Annotated in this window: 17 protein-coding genes and 1 pseudogene; 14 read left to right on the top strand and 4 right to left on the bottom strand. The window is 69.1% G+C overall.

Going from position 1 to position 16,583, the window contains the following annotated elements:
* Positions 1-69: 69 nt before the first annotated feature.
* From larE to larC, 3 genes are read left to right on the top strand one after another with little or no spacing between them, the layout of a single operon-like run.
* Positions 70-903, top strand: a complete 834-nt coding sequence (gene larE / locus ABZS71_RS31350) for an ATP-dependent sacrificial sulfur transferase LarE (RefSeq protein ID WP_356215422.1) — start codon at positions 70-72, stop codon at positions 901-903.
* A 31-nt stretch (positions 904-934) separates the two neighbouring features.
* Complete coding sequence (gene larB, locus ABZS71_RS31345; RefSeq protein WP_356215420.1) at positions 935-1,663, top strand: nickel pincer cofactor biosynthesis protein LarB; 729 nt, start codon at positions 935-937, stop codon at positions 1,661-1,663.
* The gene (gene larC / locus ABZS71_RS31340) at positions 1,660-2,817 is read left to right on the top strand and encodes a nickel pincer cofactor biosynthesis protein LarC (RefSeq protein ID WP_356215418.1); all 1,158 of its coding nucleotides are present in this window, start codon (positions 1,660-1,662) and stop codon (positions 2,815-2,817) included. The genes larB and larC overlap by 4 nt, the downstream gene beginning before the upstream one ends.
* 7 nt (positions 2,818-2,824) lie before the next feature.
* Here larC and ABZS71_RS31335 read toward each other — a convergent pair whose 3' ends face one another.
* A complete protein-coding gene (locus ABZS71_RS31335; protein WP_356215416.1) occupies positions 2,825-3,169 on the bottom strand; it encodes an OsmC family protein in 345 nt (114 codons plus the stop codon).
* 74 nt (positions 3,170-3,243) lie between these two features.
* Positions 3,244-4,287 carry an AIR synthase related protein gene (locus ABZS71_RS31330; protein ID WP_356215414.1) on the bottom strand — a complete coding sequence of 348 codons (1,044 nt, stop codon included), beginning with the start codon at positions 4,285-4,287 and terminating at the stop codon, positions 3,244-3,246.
* Between the two features lie 229 nt (positions 4,288-4,516).
* Between ABZS71_RS31330 and ABZS71_RS31325 the strand changes: the two genes are divergently transcribed.
* The 7 genes from ABZS71_RS31325 (at position 4,517) to ABZS71_RS31295 (ending at position 8,942) form a co-directional block, all read left to right on the top strand.
* Positions 4,517-5,854 (top strand): FAD-dependent oxidoreductase, encoded by a 1,338-nt coding sequence (locus tag ABZS71_RS31325; RefSeq protein WP_356215412.1) that lies wholly within the window; start codon positions 4,517-4,519, stop codon positions 5,852-5,854.
* Position 5,855: 1 nt separating this feature from the next.
* Entirely contained in the window at positions 5,856-6,113 is a 258-nt protein-coding gene (locus tag ABZS71_RS31320; protein ID WP_356215410.1) for a hypothetical protein, read from the top strand.
* A gap of 60 nt (positions 6,114-6,173) precedes the next feature.
* Complete coding sequence (locus ABZS71_RS31315) at positions 6,174-6,662, top strand: MSMEG_0572/Sll0783 family nitrogen starvation response protein (RefSeq protein ID WP_356215408.1); 489 nt, start codon at positions 6,174-6,176, stop codon at positions 6,660-6,662.
* Between the two features lie 172 nt (positions 6,663-6,834).
* Entirely contained in the window at positions 6,835-7,515 is a 681-nt protein-coding gene (gene nthB / locus ABZS71_RS31310) for a nitrile hydratase subunit beta (RefSeq protein WP_356215406.1), read from the top strand.
* The gene (nthA, locus tag ABZS71_RS31305; protein WP_356215404.1) at positions 7,512-8,126 is read left to right on the top strand and encodes a nitrile hydratase subunit alpha; all 615 of its coding nucleotides are present in this window, start codon (positions 7,512-7,514) and stop codon (positions 8,124-8,126) included. The genes nthB and nthA overlap by 4 nt, the downstream gene beginning before the upstream one ends.
* Positions 8,123-8,503 carry a nitrile hydratase accessory protein gene (locus ABZS71_RS31300; protein WP_356215402.1) on the top strand — a complete coding sequence of 127 codons (381 nt, stop codon included), beginning with the start codon at positions 8,123-8,125 and terminating at the stop codon, positions 8,501-8,503. The genes nthA and ABZS71_RS31300 overlap by 4 nt, the downstream gene beginning before the upstream one ends.
* A 103-nt stretch (positions 8,504-8,606) precedes the next feature.
* A complete protein-coding gene (locus ABZS71_RS31295) occupies positions 8,607-8,942 on the top strand; it encodes a hypothetical protein (protein WP_356215400.1) in 336 nt (111 codons plus the stop codon).
* 76 nt (positions 8,943-9,018) lie between these two features.
* Here ABZS71_RS31295 and ABZS71_RS31290 read toward each other — a convergent pair whose 3' ends face one another.
* Positions 9,019-12,207 carry an AAA family ATPase gene (locus ABZS71_RS31290; RefSeq protein ID WP_356215398.1) on the bottom strand — a complete coding sequence of 1,063 codons (3,189 nt, stop codon included), beginning with the start codon at positions 12,205-12,207 and terminating at the stop codon, positions 9,019-9,021.
* A 511-nt stretch (positions 12,208-12,718) separates the two neighbouring features.
* On the opposite strand from ABZS71_RS31290, the gene ABZS71_RS31285 reads away from it, so the two are divergent.
* The 3 genes from ABZS71_RS31285 (at position 12,719) to ABZS71_RS31275 (ending at position 15,751) form a co-directional block, all read left to right on the top strand.
* The gene (locus tag ABZS71_RS31285) at positions 12,719-13,273 is read left to right on the top strand and encodes a helix-turn-helix domain-containing protein (RefSeq protein ID WP_356215396.1); all 555 of its coding nucleotides are present in this window, start codon (positions 12,719-12,721) and stop codon (positions 13,271-13,273) included.
* A 227-nt stretch (positions 13,274-13,500) separates the two neighbouring features.
* A complete protein-coding gene (locus tag ABZS71_RS31280) occupies positions 13,501-14,769 on the top strand; it encodes a transposase (protein ID WP_356215394.1) in 1,269 nt (422 codons plus the stop codon).
* Between the two features lie 187 nt (positions 14,770-14,956).
* Complete coding sequence (locus ABZS71_RS31275) at positions 14,957-15,751, top strand: IS5 family transposase (RefSeq protein ID WP_356215450.1); 795 nt, start codon at positions 14,957-14,959, stop codon at positions 15,749-15,751.
* Here ABZS71_RS31275 and ABZS71_RS31270 read toward each other — a convergent pair.
* Complete coding sequence (locus ABZS71_RS31270; protein WP_355860971.1) at positions 15,699-16,226, bottom strand: hypothetical protein; 528 nt, start codon at positions 16,224-16,226, stop codon at positions 15,699-15,701. The two genes, ABZS71_RS31275 and ABZS71_RS31270, sit on opposite strands and share 53 nt — an antisense overlap.
* A gap of 126 nt (positions 16,227-16,352) precedes the next feature.
* Between ABZS71_RS31270 and ABZS71_RS31265 the strand changes: the two are divergent.
* Positions 16,353-16,520 (top strand): annotated as a pseudogene (locus tag ABZS71_RS31265) (hypothetical protein); the annotation flags it as partial.
* Positions 16,521-16,583 lie beyond the last annotated feature (63 nt).

The raw sequence follows: 16,583 nt of genomic DNA, 5'->3' as shown, positions 1-16,583 counted from the left end.
TTGCGACGCCAGACCGGTGGGTGGGGTGGCCGTGGGTCTGCTGGTTCCCTCGGCGAATGAGGAGGACGAGTGGCAGAAGAACTGCTCCGCGCCCTGCGGGAGCGGATACGCGAGGAGACGGCACTCATCGTGGCTTTCTCCGGCGGAGTCGACTCCGCCTTGGTGGCCACCGTGGCAAGCCAGGAGCTGGGACCGCGTGCCGTCGCGGTGACCGCGGTCTCGCCCAGCCTGTCACCGACGGCCCGCACCCAGGCCCGGGAATTCGCCGGACGGTACGGCATCCGGCACGTGGAAGTGTGCACGGACGAGATCGAGCGCCCGGAATACGTACGCAACCAGGGCGACCGGTGCTACCACTGCAAGTCTGCGCTGCTGGACGCCGTGGAGCCGATCGCCTCCCTGGCCGGTGGGCGGATCGCCCTCGGCACCAACACCGACGACCTGGGCGACCACCGTCCCGGCCAGCGTGCCGCCGCCGCCCGAGGTGTGATCTCTCCTCTCGTCGACGTGGGAATGTCCAAGGGAGACGTGCGCAGGGTCAGCGCCGACCTGGGGTTGTCCACCGCGGCGAAACCGGCATCGGCCTGCCTCGCCTCCCGCGTGGCCTACGGCGATCCGGTGACCGCCGAGGTCCTGGAGCGCATCGACCGGGCGGAAAGTGTGTTGCAATCCCTGGGATTCGCAGAATGCCGGGTGCGCGCGCACGCGAACGGTACGGTCGCGCGGATCGAGGTCCCGGAGGAGGACATCGAACGCGTCGTGGTCGCGCGTGACCTGCTGGACAGGGAACTGCGGGCGACGGGCTTCGCGTTCGCGGCGATCGACCTGGCGGGATTTCGCAGTGGGCGGATGAACGTGCTGCTGGGCATGCCGGGCAGGCCTCCGACGCGGCCCGCCGGTTGAGGCAGAACGCCGGACCATGCCGGGAGATGGTGTGAACAGCGATACGGACGGCAAGTACGGTTTCGACGACCTCGGCTTCGCGCGGCCCGACATCGGCCGCGAGGCGCGTCAGGGACTTCCGGAGATCGTGTACGGGCCGGGCAAGACGACGCAGGAGATCACCGGTCTGGTGCGTCACTTCCTGGCCCGCAACAGTGGTCCCGTTCTGGTGACGAGGGTGGAATCCGAGGTCGCCGCCACGGTCCTGGCCGAGGTGCCGGACGGCACGTACGACCGGGCGGGTCGGCTCCTGTGCTGGCGGCGGGCCGCCCTCCTGGACTTCCGGGTCGTCGTGGTGTCGGCGGGGACCGCCGACGGTCCCGTCGCCGCGGAGGCGGTCGCAGTGGCCTCGGCGATCGGGCTCGAGGTCGAGAGGATCGCGGATGTGGGGGTGGCCGGCATCCACCGGCTGCTGGCCGTGTCGGACGCGCTCCACCGTGCGGACACCGTGGTGTGCGTCGCCGGCATGGAAGGAGCCCTGGCCAGTGTCGTCGGCGGTCTGGTGGGGTGCCCGGTGATCGCCGTGCCCACGTCGGTGGGTTACGGTGCCAACCTCGCGGGAGTGACCGCCCTGTTGGCGATGTTGTCCTCGTGCGCGGCGGGGATGACCGTGGTGAACATCGATTCCGGCTTCTCCGCTGCGATGGCCGCGTTCCGGATCGCCCGGGCCTCCGTGCCGTCCGCGGCGGCCATGACCCGTGAGGAACCGCGCCCGGCATGATCCTTTGGCTGAATCCGGTGAGTGGCCTGTCGGGGGACATGGGCGTGGGCACGCTGCTCGCGCTCGGCGCCCCGCTGGACGAGATGCGTGCCATCGTGGCGTCCACCGGACTGTCCGGCTGGGCACTCGACGCCGAGCGGGTCATGACGGGCGGGCTGACCGCCACGCGTGCCGTGGTCACCGTCGACGACGACGCGCCGTCACGGCGGGCCGCCGAACTGCTCGACATCGTGCGGCAGGCACGACCCGAGCCCGTGGCCGCGCTCGCGGCCAGGGCCATCTCCGCGATCGCGCGGGTCGAAGCCCGCTTGCACGGCGAGGACGCACGCCAGGTGCACCTGCACGAGATCGGTGGCCTCGACACGGTGGTCGACACCGTCGCCTTCGCTGCGGGCCTGCACCTGCTGGGTATCACCGCCGTGCGGTCGGCTCCGCTGACGCTGGGCACCGGGGCGGTGCGGACCCGGCACGGAGTCCTTCCGCTGCCCGCCCCGGCCACGGTCGCCCTGCTGGCCGAGGCGCAGGCGCAGATCACCGGCGCGGCGATCGACGGCGAGACGGTGACACCCACCGGGGCGGCGCTGTTGCTGGCGGCGGCCGCCAGTTACGGACCGGTGCCGCCTATGGCGGTGAAAGCCGTCGGCTACGGCGCGGGAACACGGGTCGTGGAGGACCGGCCGAACGTCACACAGGGACTGCTCGGTACGCCCCAGGCTTCGCTGTCCACCGAGATCCTCCTCGAAACCAATGTGGACGATGTGACGGGTGAGGTGCTGGGCCATCTGATTCGCCGTGCTCTCGACGCCGGAGCCGCCGACGCCTGGGTTTCGGCGATCACGATGAAGAAGGGCCGCCCCGCGCACACGGTGCACGTGCTCGCGCCCCTGCATCGCATGGCAGACCTGGAGGAGGTCATCTTCACGGAGACCGGAACGCTGGGCCTGCGCAGGACAGCGGTGGACAAGGTGGCGCTCGAGCGCAGAACATCCGTGATCGACCTGCGAGGGCATGCGATTCGCGTCAAACACGGGGTGTGGGGGGCCAAACCGGAGCACGAGGACGTGGTCGCCGCGGCCGCAGCACTCGGCCGGCCGGCGCGCGAGGTCGCTCAACTGGCCCTGCAGTCCTTGCAGGACCAGTCGGACCCGCGATGACGCCGCGTCAGGCGTCCGGCACCTCGGCCCGGTTCGGCTCCTCGGCCAGGGCGACCTCGATCTCGGGGGCCCGCCGCAGCGTGTTCGTCACGTAGCAGACCTTTTCCGCCGCCGTGATGAGCTGTGTCAGGGCGGCTCGTTCACATCCCGAGGAAACCTCGATGCGCACCGAGGCGAAACGCGGGCCGTCGTACACACCCGTCGCGGTGACCCGCAGATCGACCAGCTCAACCCCCTGCCGCGCCGCACAGTAGGCGAGGGCCACGGTGAAGCAGGATGAGACGGAGGCGAGGAGCAGGTCCGTGGGTTGCGGCCCCTGGTCGCTCCCGCCGACGGATCGTGGCTCATCCACGGTCAACGGGAATCCGCCGGCATCGACCGTGCAGCGCAGGCCTTCCTCCCAGGTCGCCCGGACCGACCGACTCCTCACGGAGCACCCCCCGTCGTCTGCGGCGCGTCGGGTGACAGGTCGGGCGACGTCCGGTCCAGGCGGGTCACCGGCGAGTCCGTCACGGCCATCACGGTCTCGGTCTGGTCGCCGAGGCGCAGTGACACCGTTCCCGAATCGTCGATCTCCCCGATCACGGAGGCGACAAGGCCTCTGTCGCGGAACGGCGCTGCGCAGTCCTCTTCGCGGCCGGCCGGAACGCACAACAGGAATGCGAAACTCGGGAAACAGGTCAGCCACGCCGACAGGGACACGCCCTCGGGTGTGGGCAGGGCGTCGAGGTCGACCGTGGCTCCGTGGCCACCCCATTCGAGGAGCATGGCGAGCGAACCGACCAGTCCGGCCATGCTGACGTCCTTGGCGGCCACGCACGCGCCGGACTCGGCCACGGAGGCCAGGACGCGCACGTCGCCGGCGCAGCGTTTCCCGCGGGCTTCGAACGACCGGAAGAACGGGAAGTCGGTGCGCATCTCGCCGTCCACGGCGCAGGCGAGCATCAGCCGCTGCCCCGGGGACACCCGGGTGATCGTGAGCGCCTGGGCCGTCACGCCCACACCGAACGCCGACACCGAGGGCGATCCCGTGTGCGGGGTCAGATGACCGCCCAGGATCGGAACGTCGTAGAGCTCGCACGCGTGGCGCATGCCCTCGAGCACCGTCCTGGCCACCTGCTCGTTCGCCACGATGGTGTCCACGATGCCAAGAGGGAGGGCTCCCATCGCGGCGAGGTCGTTGACGTTGGTGAGTACCGCGGCAACTCCCGCGCCGTACGGGTCGGTTGCCACGAACTCCGGCAGCAGGGCCTCCCCACAGGCCACGACGGTGGAGCCGAGGGCGTCCACCACGGCCCCGTCGTCGCCGGGGCCGGTCAGCCAGTCGGTCCTGCCGAGCACCTCGGTGACCAACCCGATCGCGGATTTGTTCGCGATGCCGGGATGGGTGCGTACGGCATCCACGATGCCGGCGAGCAGGCCCTGACGCGTGGGCGAGTCCTTCGAAGGCCCGGTGTGCACTGGGGACATGTCGGTCGTCCTTTCCTGAGCGGACCGCCACATGCTTCCATAGTGTATGGATCTTTACTATAGGCAACGTCATGCGGGGGCGTGGGGCGTCGCCTCGCGAACGCGAACGGCACGGGAACTCGGTCGCGCACGGCTTCTTGACAACGGGCTATGAGTATAGTCAACTCCCGTCATCTATAGTGCACGCCCTCCGGGGGGGCGTCCTCCCGAGTGGCCAAGAGGAGTGCTGGTGCCGCACAAGACCGTAGTGGTGGGTGGAGGAGCGGCGGGGCTGGGCGCCGCCGGAGGAGTCAAGGCGGCCGACCCCGCCAACGAAGTAGTGGTGTACACGCAGTTCGAGGACGTCGCCTACAGCCCGTGCGGCATCCCGTATGTGCACGGCAAGGAGATCGAAACCTTCGAAGCGCTGTTCCTGGCGGAGAAGGAGGCCTACGTCCGCGCGGGCATCGACGTGCACTATCAGACGGAAGTCACCGCAATCGACGTCCGCAGGAAGACCATCCAAGTGGCGGGTGAGGGCGAGGTCTCGTGGGACCGGCTGGTGATCGCGACCGGCTTCCACTACGCCGATCCCGGGGTGCCGGGCAGTGACCTCGACGGTCTCTACTACGTGAAGAACATCCGTCAGGCGATGGAGTGGGACAAGGTCATCGACCGGGCGAAGGTGGCCGTCGTGGTGAACGCCACGCCGCTCGGCCTGGAGATGGTCACCGCGCTGGCGCACCGCGGAATCGAGACCCATCTGATCGACCCGCACCCGTGGCCGCTGGCCGAGATGGCGGACCCGGACATCATGGCCCCCGTCGAGGAGTCCTGGCGCGAACTCGGGGTCAAGCTGCACTTCAACACGACCCTCAAGGCGTTCCTCGGTTCCGGACGCGTGCGCAGCGTACTGACCTCGCAGGGAGAGCTGCCCGCGGACTTCGCCGTCGTCGCGACCCACAAGGAGCCGGAGAACAGGCTGGCCGCGCAGGCCGGTCTCAAGACCGGGCCGACCGGCGGACTGATCGTCGACGAGCGGATGGCGACGTCGGCCCCGGATGTCTTCGCCGCGGGCGACTGCGCGGAACTGCCGCACGGGGTGACCGGTGTCGGACTGCAGGGCCTGACCGGAAGCCACGCCTACGCACAGGGAAAGGTCGCCGGATTCAACGCCGGCGGCGGTTCCAAGAGCTACCAGCCGGTGTACATCCCCTGGGGAACACCGGCCGGCAAGTGGATCATCGGCGGGGCGTCCTTCGGCGAGACGACCGCGAAGGCGCTCGGCATCCCGTACGTGCTCGGTGCCGCGGACGGCATCTCCCGGGCCCGGTACTACCCGGGTGTGAAGAAGGTCCGGGTCAAGCTGCTGGCCGAGCCCGGATCGCTCCGCCTCATCGGAGCCCAGATGGTCGGCGGCGAGGGCATCAAGGAGCGGGCCGACTTCCTGGCCACCGCCATCAAGTTCGGGCTCACCCTCAACGACCTCGCGGTCATGGAGAACGTGTACTCGCCGGCGATCGGCGCACTGAACGAACCCATCGCCGTCGCGGCTCAGAACGGCGTGAACGCCGCAGGAAAGGGCTGACATGGCTTTCGCCAGGTGGCTGCGCACCAACTCCGAGCACTACCTTCTCGTCGCCGCGCAGCAACAGGTCGCACAGCAGTACGGTGCACGCCGGCCTCGGCCGCCGGAGGGACTCAAGGACTTCTTCTGGCTGCGCATCTTCGCACCCATCTATCGGCTCCTGCCCTGGGCCTTCCGCGCCTGGGTCCTCAAGCTCATGCCGGGAAGCCACCGCAAGCAGTGGCCGGCCGCCAGGCGGCCGGCCGGCCCGGTGGTGTGACGGCGGCCCGCAGAGCAGGAGATGCAGCACACCACTCACAACCCGCAAGGAGGAAAGCGCATGCCGAAGACCATCACCACCGAACTCCCCAACGAAGGCGAGACGCTGTACAACTCGGACGAGAAGCTCTTCGACGACATTCAGGCAAATCCGGGTGAGAAGGCGTACATCTTCATCCACACGGTGCCCTACGAGGGTTCGGTCGGACTGGTGAACCTGCTCACCACGACCCGCCTGCTGCGCAAGGGCTTCGACGTCTCGGTCATCCTGTACGGCCCGGGCGTGCTCCTCGCCTCCGGCACCCGCGGCTACCCGGCGGTGGGCCAGGAGGCGTTCCCCGGCCACATGGCGATCAGCAACCAGCTGAAGACGATCCTCAAGGAGGGCGGCAAGATCTACGCCTGCCGCTTCGCTCTGGGCGCGCTGTACGGTTTCCGCGAGGACGACCTGATCCCCGGTGTGACACCGTTCCACCCGCTGGACGTGCTCGACACGGCGCTCACGGCATGGCGGGAGAAGGCCTTCCAGATGAACACCTGGACGGTCTGAGCCTCGGTCTCGGGGTGGGGCGCCGACAGGATCCGGGCCGGTGTCCCGCCCCCGTTCGATCCGGTCGGGATCGCATCCGAGGGGGCGGCACGCCCCTGCAGACGCGCCGCGGCGGTCGGCGGCCCCACGCCACGGCGGTTGCGAACGGTGAGTTCCGGCTTCACACGGGTTGGTGGAAAGGTGGCGTACGTTGGACGGGATTCATGACATGGGGGGCATGCACGGGTGGGGAGATCTTGCGCCCCCGCTTCCCGAACCGGTGTTCGCGGAACACTGGGAAGGCAGGGCCTTCGCGCTGTCCCTGCTGTCCATGCGGCTGTCAGGCAGGAACCTCGACGCCTTCCGGCACGCGCTGGAGAGGCTGCAGCCGATCGACTACCTCGTCGACGGCTACTACGGGCGGTGGCTGTACGCGGCAGAGCTCCTGCTCACCGACAGCAACATCATCGCCAAGGACGCGGTGGACGCGCGGATCAGGGCGAACGCCGGCGAGAAGATCGAGGAACCTCCGGTCCCCGAACCCACCAAGCCCGACTACCAGCCGACCGGACCGGGGTCGCTGCGCTCGATCGACGATCCACCGAAGTTCTCGGTCGGGGAACGGGTGATGACCAAGGACCTCCAGACCGCCGGCCACACCAAGCTGGCCCGCTATCTGCGGCGGCGTCCCTGCCTGATCCAGTCGATCCGTCCCGCGGCCCTGCTGCCGGACACGCACGCCCACTTCCTCGGTGAAAACGCCCAGCACGTATACGCGGTGACCTTTGATTCGCAGGAGCTGTGGGGCGCGGAAGCGGAGAAGTTCGAACTGACCGCGGACCTGTACGAGAGCTACCTGGAGGCTGTGGCGTGAGCGACGACCCGATCGCCAACCGCGCACCGATCGCCGTGCGCACCGAAGCACTCGAGCAACTGCTCGTCGAGCGCGGCCTGGTGGACCCGGCGGTGATGGAGAAATTCATCCAGACCTACGAGCGTGACGTCGGCCCCCTCAACGGTGCGAAGGTGGTGGCCCGAGCCTGGACCGATACGGAGTACCGCGAGCGCCTCCTCGCAGAGGGAACCTCTGCGATCAAGGAGTTGGGCTTCGGCGGTCCACAGGGCGAACACATCGTCGTGGTCGAGAACACCCCGGCCGTGCACAACGTCGTGGTGTGCACCCTGTGCTCCTGTTACCCCTGGCCGGTGCTCGGACTGCCGCCCAGCTGGTACAAGGACCCTGCCTACCGTGCCCGCGTGGTGCGGGAGCCGCGTACGGTGCTGGCCGAAATGGGACTCACCCTGGACGACGACGTCGAGATCAGGATCTGGGACAGCAGCTCAGAAGTGCGCTACATGGTGCTGCCGGAACGTCCGGCCGGTACGGAGAACCTGTCGGAGGACGAGCTGGTCGCCCTGGTGAGCCGGGACTCGATGGTCGGTGTGGCCAGGGCGTCCGCGAGCCCGGAAGGCGATGTGCAATGACCTGCCCGACCTCGAATTCCGTACAGCAGAGTTTGCTGGAGACCGAAGGAAAGACCGCGCTTCCCCGGCAGAACGGCGAGCTGCTGTTCGCCGAACCCTGGGAGAGCCGTGCGTTCGGGCTGGCCGTGACCCTGCACGATCAGCGCGCCTTCGAGTGGGAGGACTTCCGCCGCCGGCTCATCGCGCGCATCAACGAGTGGGAAGCCGATCCGGCCGACGAGCAGTGGAGTTATTACCGCTGCTGGCTGCAAGCGCTGGAAGACGTCGTCATCGGCACCGGAGTGCTTTCCGCCGACGAAGTGATCGATCGCGTGGAAACGCTGGCCAACCGGCCGGCCGGCTACGACCACGGCCACGAGCACGCACACAGTCACTGACGTCATCGTCGTCGTATCGGTGGGCCCCCGGGTAGCGCACGTCGTCCGGGGGCCCTTTCCCATGGCGGTGACGGCAGGCACGCGAGGGCGCCGAGGAGGAACCATGCACAGCAACGAACCAGGAATGACAGCACAGGACATGCGAATGACACGGGCTCGCTGGCGTCTTGCCGAGGAGCGGCTGTACCCGCTGGCCCTGTCCAACCCTGAGGCGTATCAACGGGCCGTACAGCGCGTCGGGAGGGTGCTCGCCGAGCTGCGGACCAGCTGCCTAAGCATAGAGGACCTGTTGGGCGTCGACGGCAAGCCCGAGGAGTCGCTCTCCGCTGATGCGATGGAGCAACCGGACGACTTCATCCATGCACGAACCGTGCTGGAGGCGGCCTGCGCGTTGCGCCTTGTCGAACTCGCAGCACAGGGTGCGAGCGCCCGCGAGTGAGCGTGCACCGCAAACACCGGCCGGCGCAGCAAGCCGCGCTCTTCGCCCGCCGGGGCGAAGGCTTGCTGCGCCCCGGTCAGCGGGATCGGACGAGTAAGGGGAGCCGGCCATGAGCAACGAAGGAGCTCCGTAGCTCGGCCGGCAGGCCCTGCGAGATCCGTTCGACCGCCTGCTGGGCGTCGCGCGAGGTCCCCACACTCGCCACCACCAGGTCCGACCCGGTCAGCAGCGCCGTGCGCGCCGCTTCCTCGCGACGTTCGAGGTGCCACAGCGCAAGAGCCTCGTACTTCGTGGACGAGGCGTTCCGCGCCGTCTGCAGCAGGGACTCAGCAGCGGTCGTGTCCCAACGGGCCTGCATCTCCAGGAGGCGCAGTTCGGCGCGCGGCCGGAACGGCATGCTTCCCTGGAGCAGGGGGACAGCGGCGGCCACCTGTGCGGCCGCGTCGTCCTCCCTCCCCAGCACGAGATCGCAGTCGGCCAGTGCCAGCCGCGCGTGCATCTCCTGCTCGAGCTCGAGTGCGTCGCCCCGGCGAGTGGACTCGATGGCACGTTCGGCGATCTCCCTGGCCCGGCCCACCTCGCCGAGCTCCCGCCACAGCCACGACATCGCGGTGTCGATGCCGGCGCGGTAGTACGTCACTCCGGCCGCGTCGATCAGACGGCGCGCCCGCTCGAGCGCGCGCAACCCGCCCGTGAAGTCACCCGCGTCACCGCGCGCGAGCGCGGTGAAGAACAGGCTTTGCAGCAACGGGCGCAGCAACCCGGTGCCCTGGCAGAGGAGCACCGCACGCTCCAGGACCCGACGGGCGTCGACGAAGCGGTCGAGGTGCTGGAGCATGGCCCCCTTCTGGGCGAGGGCCATGGCCTTGGTCGCTTCGTCGGTCTGAGCCGACAACACCTGCTCGTAGGCCTCGGCAGCCTCCGCGTAGTCGCCGTCCCAGTGACGGACCCGGCCCAGCAAGAGCAACGAACTCGGCAGTGCTCCAGGGGCGGCCGCGGCCGACTCCGCAAGATGGCTGGCGCGGGATGCCAGGTCGACGGCGGCGAGGGCGTCGCGGGCATACAGGGCGGTCCAACCGAGCTGCTCCAGGGAGCGGGCCTCCAGCCCCTCGTCCCCGAGTTCCCTGGCCAGCCCGATGGTGGTCGAGAGGTCCTCCCGTGCGGCGTCGTACCGCCCCAGATCGGCCCGGACCTGGCCGCGGCGGAGCCGGACCGATGCGAGCAGCCTGCGGTCTCCCGACCGTGTCGCTGAGGCGAGCGCCTCCGTGAGCAGCCGCTCGGCTTCGAGGTTGGAAAACGCCAGGTGGGCGGCGTCCGCGGCCCGCAACCACGCTTCAACGGCCGGAGCCCAGTCACCTGCCGCCACCAACTGGTGTGCCGCCGCCTCCGGTTGGGCGGCGAGAAGCTTCGCCGCGCGCCGGTGCCGGCTGATGCGCACGGGCTCGGACGCAGAGTCGTAGGCCACTTTGCGGATGATGTGGCCGGAGAAGCGGAAGGTCTCGCCACTGGGCTCGAGCAGGCCGGCGCGTTGTGCCTTCTCGGCCCGGCGGATGCACTCCTCGACGCCCAGGTCCCCCAGGGCGGCCACATCGTCAAGGGAGAATGCGACTCCGAGGATGGCCCCCAGCTGGAGCAGGAGCCCGACGTCCCTCCCCGCGTGGCTGATTCGGCGGGCGACGGCATCGCGGAGGGACGTAGGCATGTGCTCCGGCGGGATGTGACCCGCCGCGGAAAGCTCGTGGCCGGGTCGGAGGAGTTCTGTGACGTAATACGGAGACCCGCCGGTCCACTCGTACAACCAGTCCGCGTCGACGGGCAGTCCGGCCTCCATGGCGAGGGTGCGCACGGCGGCACGGGAGAGCGGCCCGATGCCGATGCGCGTCACGGACCCTTCGAGCGAATCCGTGATGTGCGCGGCCTCGGCCGCTTCCAGCGTCCCGAGGATGAGCAGCCGGCACCCTGTCACCCGCGTGGTGAGGAAGTGCAGGGCCTCGATGGTCGACTGTCCGGCGTGCTGCAGCTCCTCGATGATCAGCAGAACGGGGTGCGACTCGGTGAGCCGTCCGAGGACCGCTGCGAGGGCCTCCAGGGCCCTGCGGTGTTCCGTCTCGGGCGTACCCCGTTCATAGCGCTCGTAGTTCACCGGTCCGATGAGCCGGGCGACCTCCGGCACCAGCTCAGACAAGGGGCCGTTCCACCCGCGGAACAGCTCCCGCGCGGCCTGCGGGGTCTGCCATGCGATGACACTGCGGAGTGCCTCGACGAACGGCTGGAGAAACAGCGAACGTTCGGCTTCGAAGCACCCCGTTGTCACGACCAGGGCCCCACTGGCACTCACCTGTCGGGCGAGTGCCGAGGTCAGAGAGCTCTTTCCCACGCCGGACTCGCCCACCAGCAGAACGACCTGACCGTGACCGAGGACGGCCTCCGACCATCGGTCGAGAAGGCTCTGCAGTTCTGTGTCCCGCCCGACGAGCGAGGACGTCGCAGTCCGTGGGCGTCCTGCGATGGCGCGGCTGGGAGTGGACGGGGGCTCACCGCGGAGCACCGACAGGTACAGCGCCTGGGTGACGGGGGCCGGATTGGCGCCGAGGTCCTCGGCGAGAGACGACCGCAGACGCTCGTATGCGGCCAGCGCGGCACCGGATTCGCCCCCGAGCCGATAGGCGCGCATGACGGCCCGGCAGGCGTCCTCGTCGAACGGGTCACTGGTCAACGCGGCAGATGCGGCCTCGACAGCTGTCCTGACCTCGCCCATTTCAAGCGCGGCGGTCCAACTGCACGCGCGTGCACGTCGCAGAAGACCATCGACGACCTGACGCACCTCGTGGACCCAGGGTGCGTCCGGCTCGTTCGCCAACGGTTTATCCGCTGCCAGCAGGCCTGCGGCACTGGCAGCGGCTGTTGCCGCCACTGCGCACACACCACGCGCCTGCTCACGCTCCGCCGTGCGCACGTAGCGTTCCGCTTCGGCCAGGTCGACGGTGAGGCTCTCGTCGGTGATCAGCCGGTAGCCCCCGGGCCCGCCTTCGATGCGCTGCCGGCCGAGGGAACGGCGCAAGCGGCTGATCAGGGCCGCGATGTTGCGATCCGCCTTGTCCGGTGGCCCGTCGGCCCACAGTGCCTCGATGAGCAGCGACAGCGGCAGGAACTGGCCGGGGTGTGCGGCGAGCACCGTGAGGAGGCGCCCGGCCTTGCCTGCCGGAATGGGCTTCAGGGGGTCGCCCTCTATCCGGAAGGAGCCGATGAGACGCAAACGCACCATATTCGACCGCATCTCCTGCACCCAGGGGCCTCCTACGTCCAGCAGAGTAGTTGCGCCATTACCCGGTGTCTGCCCTCTCCCCGTCCCTTGTGTCCGCACGTTGCGAGGTGCTGCAACACCGGCCCGGCGGGGGGAGGCATCGTCATGGCTGTGAGAGCGCTCCGCGGATATCGCAAGAGGGAACCACCATGTGCCGCGATACCGCAAGCGTCGCGCCTGAACGATCCGCGATCACGTACCTCCGGCCCCGGCTGGCGACCACACCCGCGTTCGACCAGCGGCAGCCGAGCGCCTGCTCCGTTGCACCGGCGTCCCGGCCCACCGGCCGCGGAAGGAACTGCGAAGTCGAACGGAGTGCCCCATCCGACTCGATCCATCTACTAAAGTAGGTCTTCAGGACGAGTGACGACCAAGGAGCGAGCGCGTGGCGACACGACATACGGCGGCTGCGCCGGCCGAGCCGTCCGGTGAGTCGGGTACCAGCGGGCCGGTACCTCATTGGCAAGCCGTCGTGAGCGCCATCGGGCCCAAAGTCCGGGAGCTGAGGGGGCAGCTGGGGCTGTCCCTCCAGCAGCTGGCCAGCCGGGCAGAGGTCAGTGCGGCCGCGATCTACAAGATCGAGCGGAGCAACATGGTGCCCACGGTGACCACCTTGCTGAAGCTTGCCTCCGCTTTGGAGCGGCCCGTCGGCTATTTCATAGAGGAAGAGACCACCGACCCGGCCTCAGCCGTCTACACCCCAGCGGACGAGCGCAGGGTGATGAAAACACGCCGAACCGGCGTCGAACTGGCGGACATCTCCGGTCCCGCCGAGCGGTTCCGCGTCAACGGCGTGATCGCGACCCTTCCTCCTGGCTCCCGTGGCAGCGAATGGTCTCCGGCCCAGTCCGGCGAGGAACTGGTACTCGTGCTCGACGGTGCGGTCGACTTCACGGTGGGGGAACAGGAGTTTTCGCTGAAGCAAGGAGATGCCCTGCACTACCTTGCCTCGTGCAGGTACGCGTGGACGAACCCGAAACCCGGCTCCGCGACCCTGGCATGGATCAAACTCCACGACGACGCCTGAGCCCGGCCTCCGGACGGCATGCCCTCTAGGCCCAATGCCGTGACTCTGTTCGTGATCTCCAGGGGGTGCTGACGGTCGGCCGGTTTGGTGCTTCGCTGGAGGTGTGCGGGGTGGCCTCGGGTTCTGGGGGTGTGGGAGTGGTGTCGTTGCGGCCAAGGAGTTACCAGCGGATTCCGGCGAGGACGGTGCGCACGGCGTGGGCGGCGTGCCCGAAGGGGACACCGGCGATGCTGGTGCGCGACCGCCTGGATGTGCTGTTCGAGGATGAGGAGTTCGCGGGCCTGTATCCGTCCGATGGCCGTCCGGGGTTCTCGCCGGGGCAGCTGGCGCGGGTGTCGGTGCTGCAGTTCGCGGAGAACCTGTCGGATCGTGCCGCGGCAGACGCGGTGCGCACCAGGATCGACTTCAAGTATGCGCTGGGCCTGGAACTGGAAGATCCGGGCTTCGATTACTCGGTGCTCAGTGAGTTCCGGGCCCGGCTGGCCGAGGGGGATGCCGCTGACCGGCTGCTGGGCGTGATGCTCGAGCGGCTGGTGGAAGCCGGACTGCTGAAGCCCGGGGGCCGGCAGCGCACCGATGCCACCCATGTGCTCGCGGCGGTCCGCACGCTCAGCCGGCTGGAGCTGGCCGGGGAGACGGTGCGGGCCGCACTGGAGGAAGTGGCCGAGGCCGACGGCGACTGGCTGCTTCCTTTGATCGAGCCGGAGTGGGACAAGCGTTACGGGCGCAAGGTGGAGATCGGCAAGGTTTCCGGCGGGAAGGCCGGGGTCACCGCGATGGCGGAGGCCTTCGGCCGGGACGGCCAGAAGATCCTGGCCGCCGCCTGGGCCTTGGACGCTCCGCCCCGGCTGCGGGCGTTACCGCAGGTGGAGATCCTGCGGCAGGTGTGGGTCCACCACTACTACTGGGACGCGGCCGGGCGGCTGCGCTGGCGCGACGGCCGCGCGCTGCCCCCGGCCTCGCTGCGGTTCGATTCCCCTTACGACACCGACGCCCACTACTGCGTCAAGCGGGACACCGCCTGGAGCGGCTACGGGGCCCACCTGACCGAAACCTGCGACACCGACCGGCCCGAGGTGGTTGTTCACGTGGCCACCACGATCGCCCCGGTCCAGGACGGCGAACTCACCGAAAGGATCCACGACGACCTCGCCGGGGCCCGCCTGGCCCCGGCCGAACACGTCGTCGATGCCGCCTACGTCACCGCGGCCCGGATCGAACGCGCCCGCCGGGTGCACGGCGTCACCCTGCTGGGCCCCGTGGTGCCCGACCACAGCCGCCAGGCCAGGAGCGGTGACGGCTTCGACAAGTCCGCCTTCTCGGTGGACTGGGACAACCAGCAGGCCACCTGCCCCCAGGGCGCGGTCAGGCGGGAGTGGGGATCGCTGCGCATCAGCGGACACCACTACATTCAGAAGCCGTATCTCAACCGATCATGGAACGGGCGGGTCGAACAGGTTTCCCGCCGGGGTGATCTTCCCGTTGTGCGCGCATGAAGACAGGGCCTCTCGGTAGCTCGGGGATGCGAATCTAACCAAGCAATGCCGGGAGGCCCTGGTGTCGTTGTTGTACGCGTCCGAGCCCGTCCAGTTCAACTCGGCTGCTCCATCGTGTGATTGCCTCGCGCACGTGTACGGCAACGCGGCCGACCATCCCGACCGGGAACGCCGGTATCCGTCGGACATGACGGACGCGGAGTGGGCGGCCATCCGGCCGTTGCTGCCGGTGCCGGCCTGGCTCCAGGGCAGAGGCGGGCAGCCCGAGGGCTACTGCCACCGCCAACTGCTGGACGCGATCCGCTACCTGGTCGCGGGCGGGATCTCGTGGCGGGCGATGCCTGCGGACTTCCCCGACTGGGGCCGGGTTTACGCCTTCTTCCGCCGGTGGCGCGAGCACGGGCTGATCACCGAGTTCCACGACCGACTACGCGGGAAGGTCCGTGAGCGCGAGGGCCGTGAGGCCGAGCCCACGGCGGGAATCATCGACGCGCAGTCGGTGCGGGCCGCCGCGACGGTGCCGGCCGCCTCACGCGGCTACGACGGCGGGAAGAAGGTGCCCGGGCGTAAGCGGCACATCGTGACCGACACGCTCGGTCTGCTCCTGGTCGTCGCGGTCACCGCCGCGAACATCGGCGACCGGGATGCCGCCGTGGGCCTGCTGAGGCGGCTGCGCCGTCTGCACCGCGACATCACCCTCGTCTGGGCCGACGGCGGCTACACCGGCTCCCTCGTCGACTGGTGCCGTCAGAAACTCGCGCTGACCTTGGAGATCGTCAAACGCACCGATGACATGGAGGGATTCGTGGTGCTGCCCAGGCGCTGGGTGGCAGAGCGTACGTTCGCGTGGTTGATGCATTCGCGCCGGCTGGCCCGGGACTACGAGACGTTGCCGGCCAGCAGCGAGGCGATGATCAGGTGGTCGATGGTCACGCGGATGAGCCGGCGTCTGGCACGGCCACGGGCCGCCGGCCGACGCTGAATGCCCCCGACGTCTCCTGCACGAGCCACCCGCGATCCGCCAGACGCCGGGCCTTCGAGCGCACCCCCTCGACCTTCGCCGATGTTGTCTCCAAGCCCAGCTGAACCGTGATCTCCCTGGCCTTCAGCGGCCCCTGGCCCGCCGGCTGCCGCTCCTCCAGCACGCCCAGAATCCGCTGATAGTCCGGCGCCAGCACCGTCACCGGCAGTCCTTCGCGCCAAGGCGGCACGATCGAGCCCGGCACCGGCGCGGGCGAGGACACGGTCTCCGCCTTCGCCTCGGTCACGGCGGTGGTCTCGGCAGCCGAGGCCGCCAGGGCCTCTACCAGCTCCTCCCGCGCGATCACCCGCCGGTCCAGCTCGATCTCCGCGGCCTCCAACACCCCAGCCAGCCTCGCGACTTCCTCCCGCAGTCCTTCCACCCGCACCCGGGCATCTGTCTCCCGCTCCTCCAGCATTCCCAACACCGACGCCATCGCGCACCCCTCGCTCATGGAACGGAAACAAGACGCCGCATGCCTCCCTCATTCCGAGCTAGACCATGCCTGACCAGCGGAAACCAAGCGATCACGTTCGGTTAAGATACGGCTTCTCAGGTCAAGTTCGCCAAGGCCGACTGCCTGGCCTGCCCGGTCCGCCCGCAGTGCACGACCTCCGCCACCCGGCCAAGGGCCCTGGCCCTGCTACCCACCCGCGAACTCCACGAGATCCAGACCAGCAACCGGCTGGACCAGCAGACTGAGGGGCCCTGCGTTTTCCGGACAGTCTGATTGCTGTCGTTCTACGCTACGAGTTGGGCGGCGTGATACTGACTCAACACTTCGGCCGGTGTG

This window comes from Streptomyces sp. NPDC005393, from assembly GCF_040606675.1.
Lineage (GTDB): Bacteria > Actinomycetota > Actinomycetes > Streptomycetales > Streptomycetaceae > Streptomyces.
Note: the sequence above shows the minus strand (reverse complement) of the source record. Positions and strands in the feature narration are given on the sequence as shown.

Bases quoted from the DNA above. Each gene is read 5' to 3' on its own strand.
- ABZS71_RS31290 (WP_356215398.1), bottom strand. From the start codon at position 12,207: ATGGTGCGTTTGCGTCTCATCGGCTCCTTCCGGATAGAGGGCGACCCC.
- ABZS71_RS31275 (WP_356215450.1), top strand. From the start codon at position 14,957: ATGACGGACGCGGAGTGGGCGGCCATCCGGCCGTTGCTGCCGGTGCCG.
- ABZS71_RS31295 (WP_356215400.1), top strand. From the start codon at position 8,607: ATGCACAGCAACGAACCAGGAATGACAGCACAGGACATGCGAATGACA.
- ABZS71_RS31270 (WP_355860971.1), bottom strand. From the start codon at position 16,226: ATGGCGTCGGTGTTGGGAATGCTGGAGGAGCGGGAGACAGATGCCCGG.
- ABZS71_RS31320 (WP_356215410.1), top strand. From the start codon at position 5,856: ATGGCTTTCGCCAGGTGGCTGCGCACCAACTCCGAGCACTACCTTCTC.
- ABZS71_RS31280 (WP_356215394.1), top strand. From the start codon at position 13,501: ATGCTGGTGCGCGACCGCCTGGATGTGCTGTTCGAGGATGAGGAGTTC.
- ABZS71_RS31330 (WP_356215414.1), bottom strand. From the start codon at position 4,287: ATGTCCCCAGTGCACACCGGGCCTTCGAAGGACTCGCCCACGCGTCAG.
- ABZS71_RS31300 (WP_356215402.1), top strand. From the start codon at position 8,123: ATGACCTGCCCGACCTCGAATTCCGTACAGCAGAGTTTGCTGGAGACC.
- larC (WP_356215418.1), top strand. From the start codon at position 1,660: ATGATCCTTTGGCTGAATCCGGTGAGTGGCCTGTCGGGGGACATGGGC.
- ABZS71_RS31315 (WP_356215408.1), top strand. From the start codon at position 6,174: ATGCCGAAGACCATCACCACCGAACTCCCCAACGAAGGCGAGACGCTG.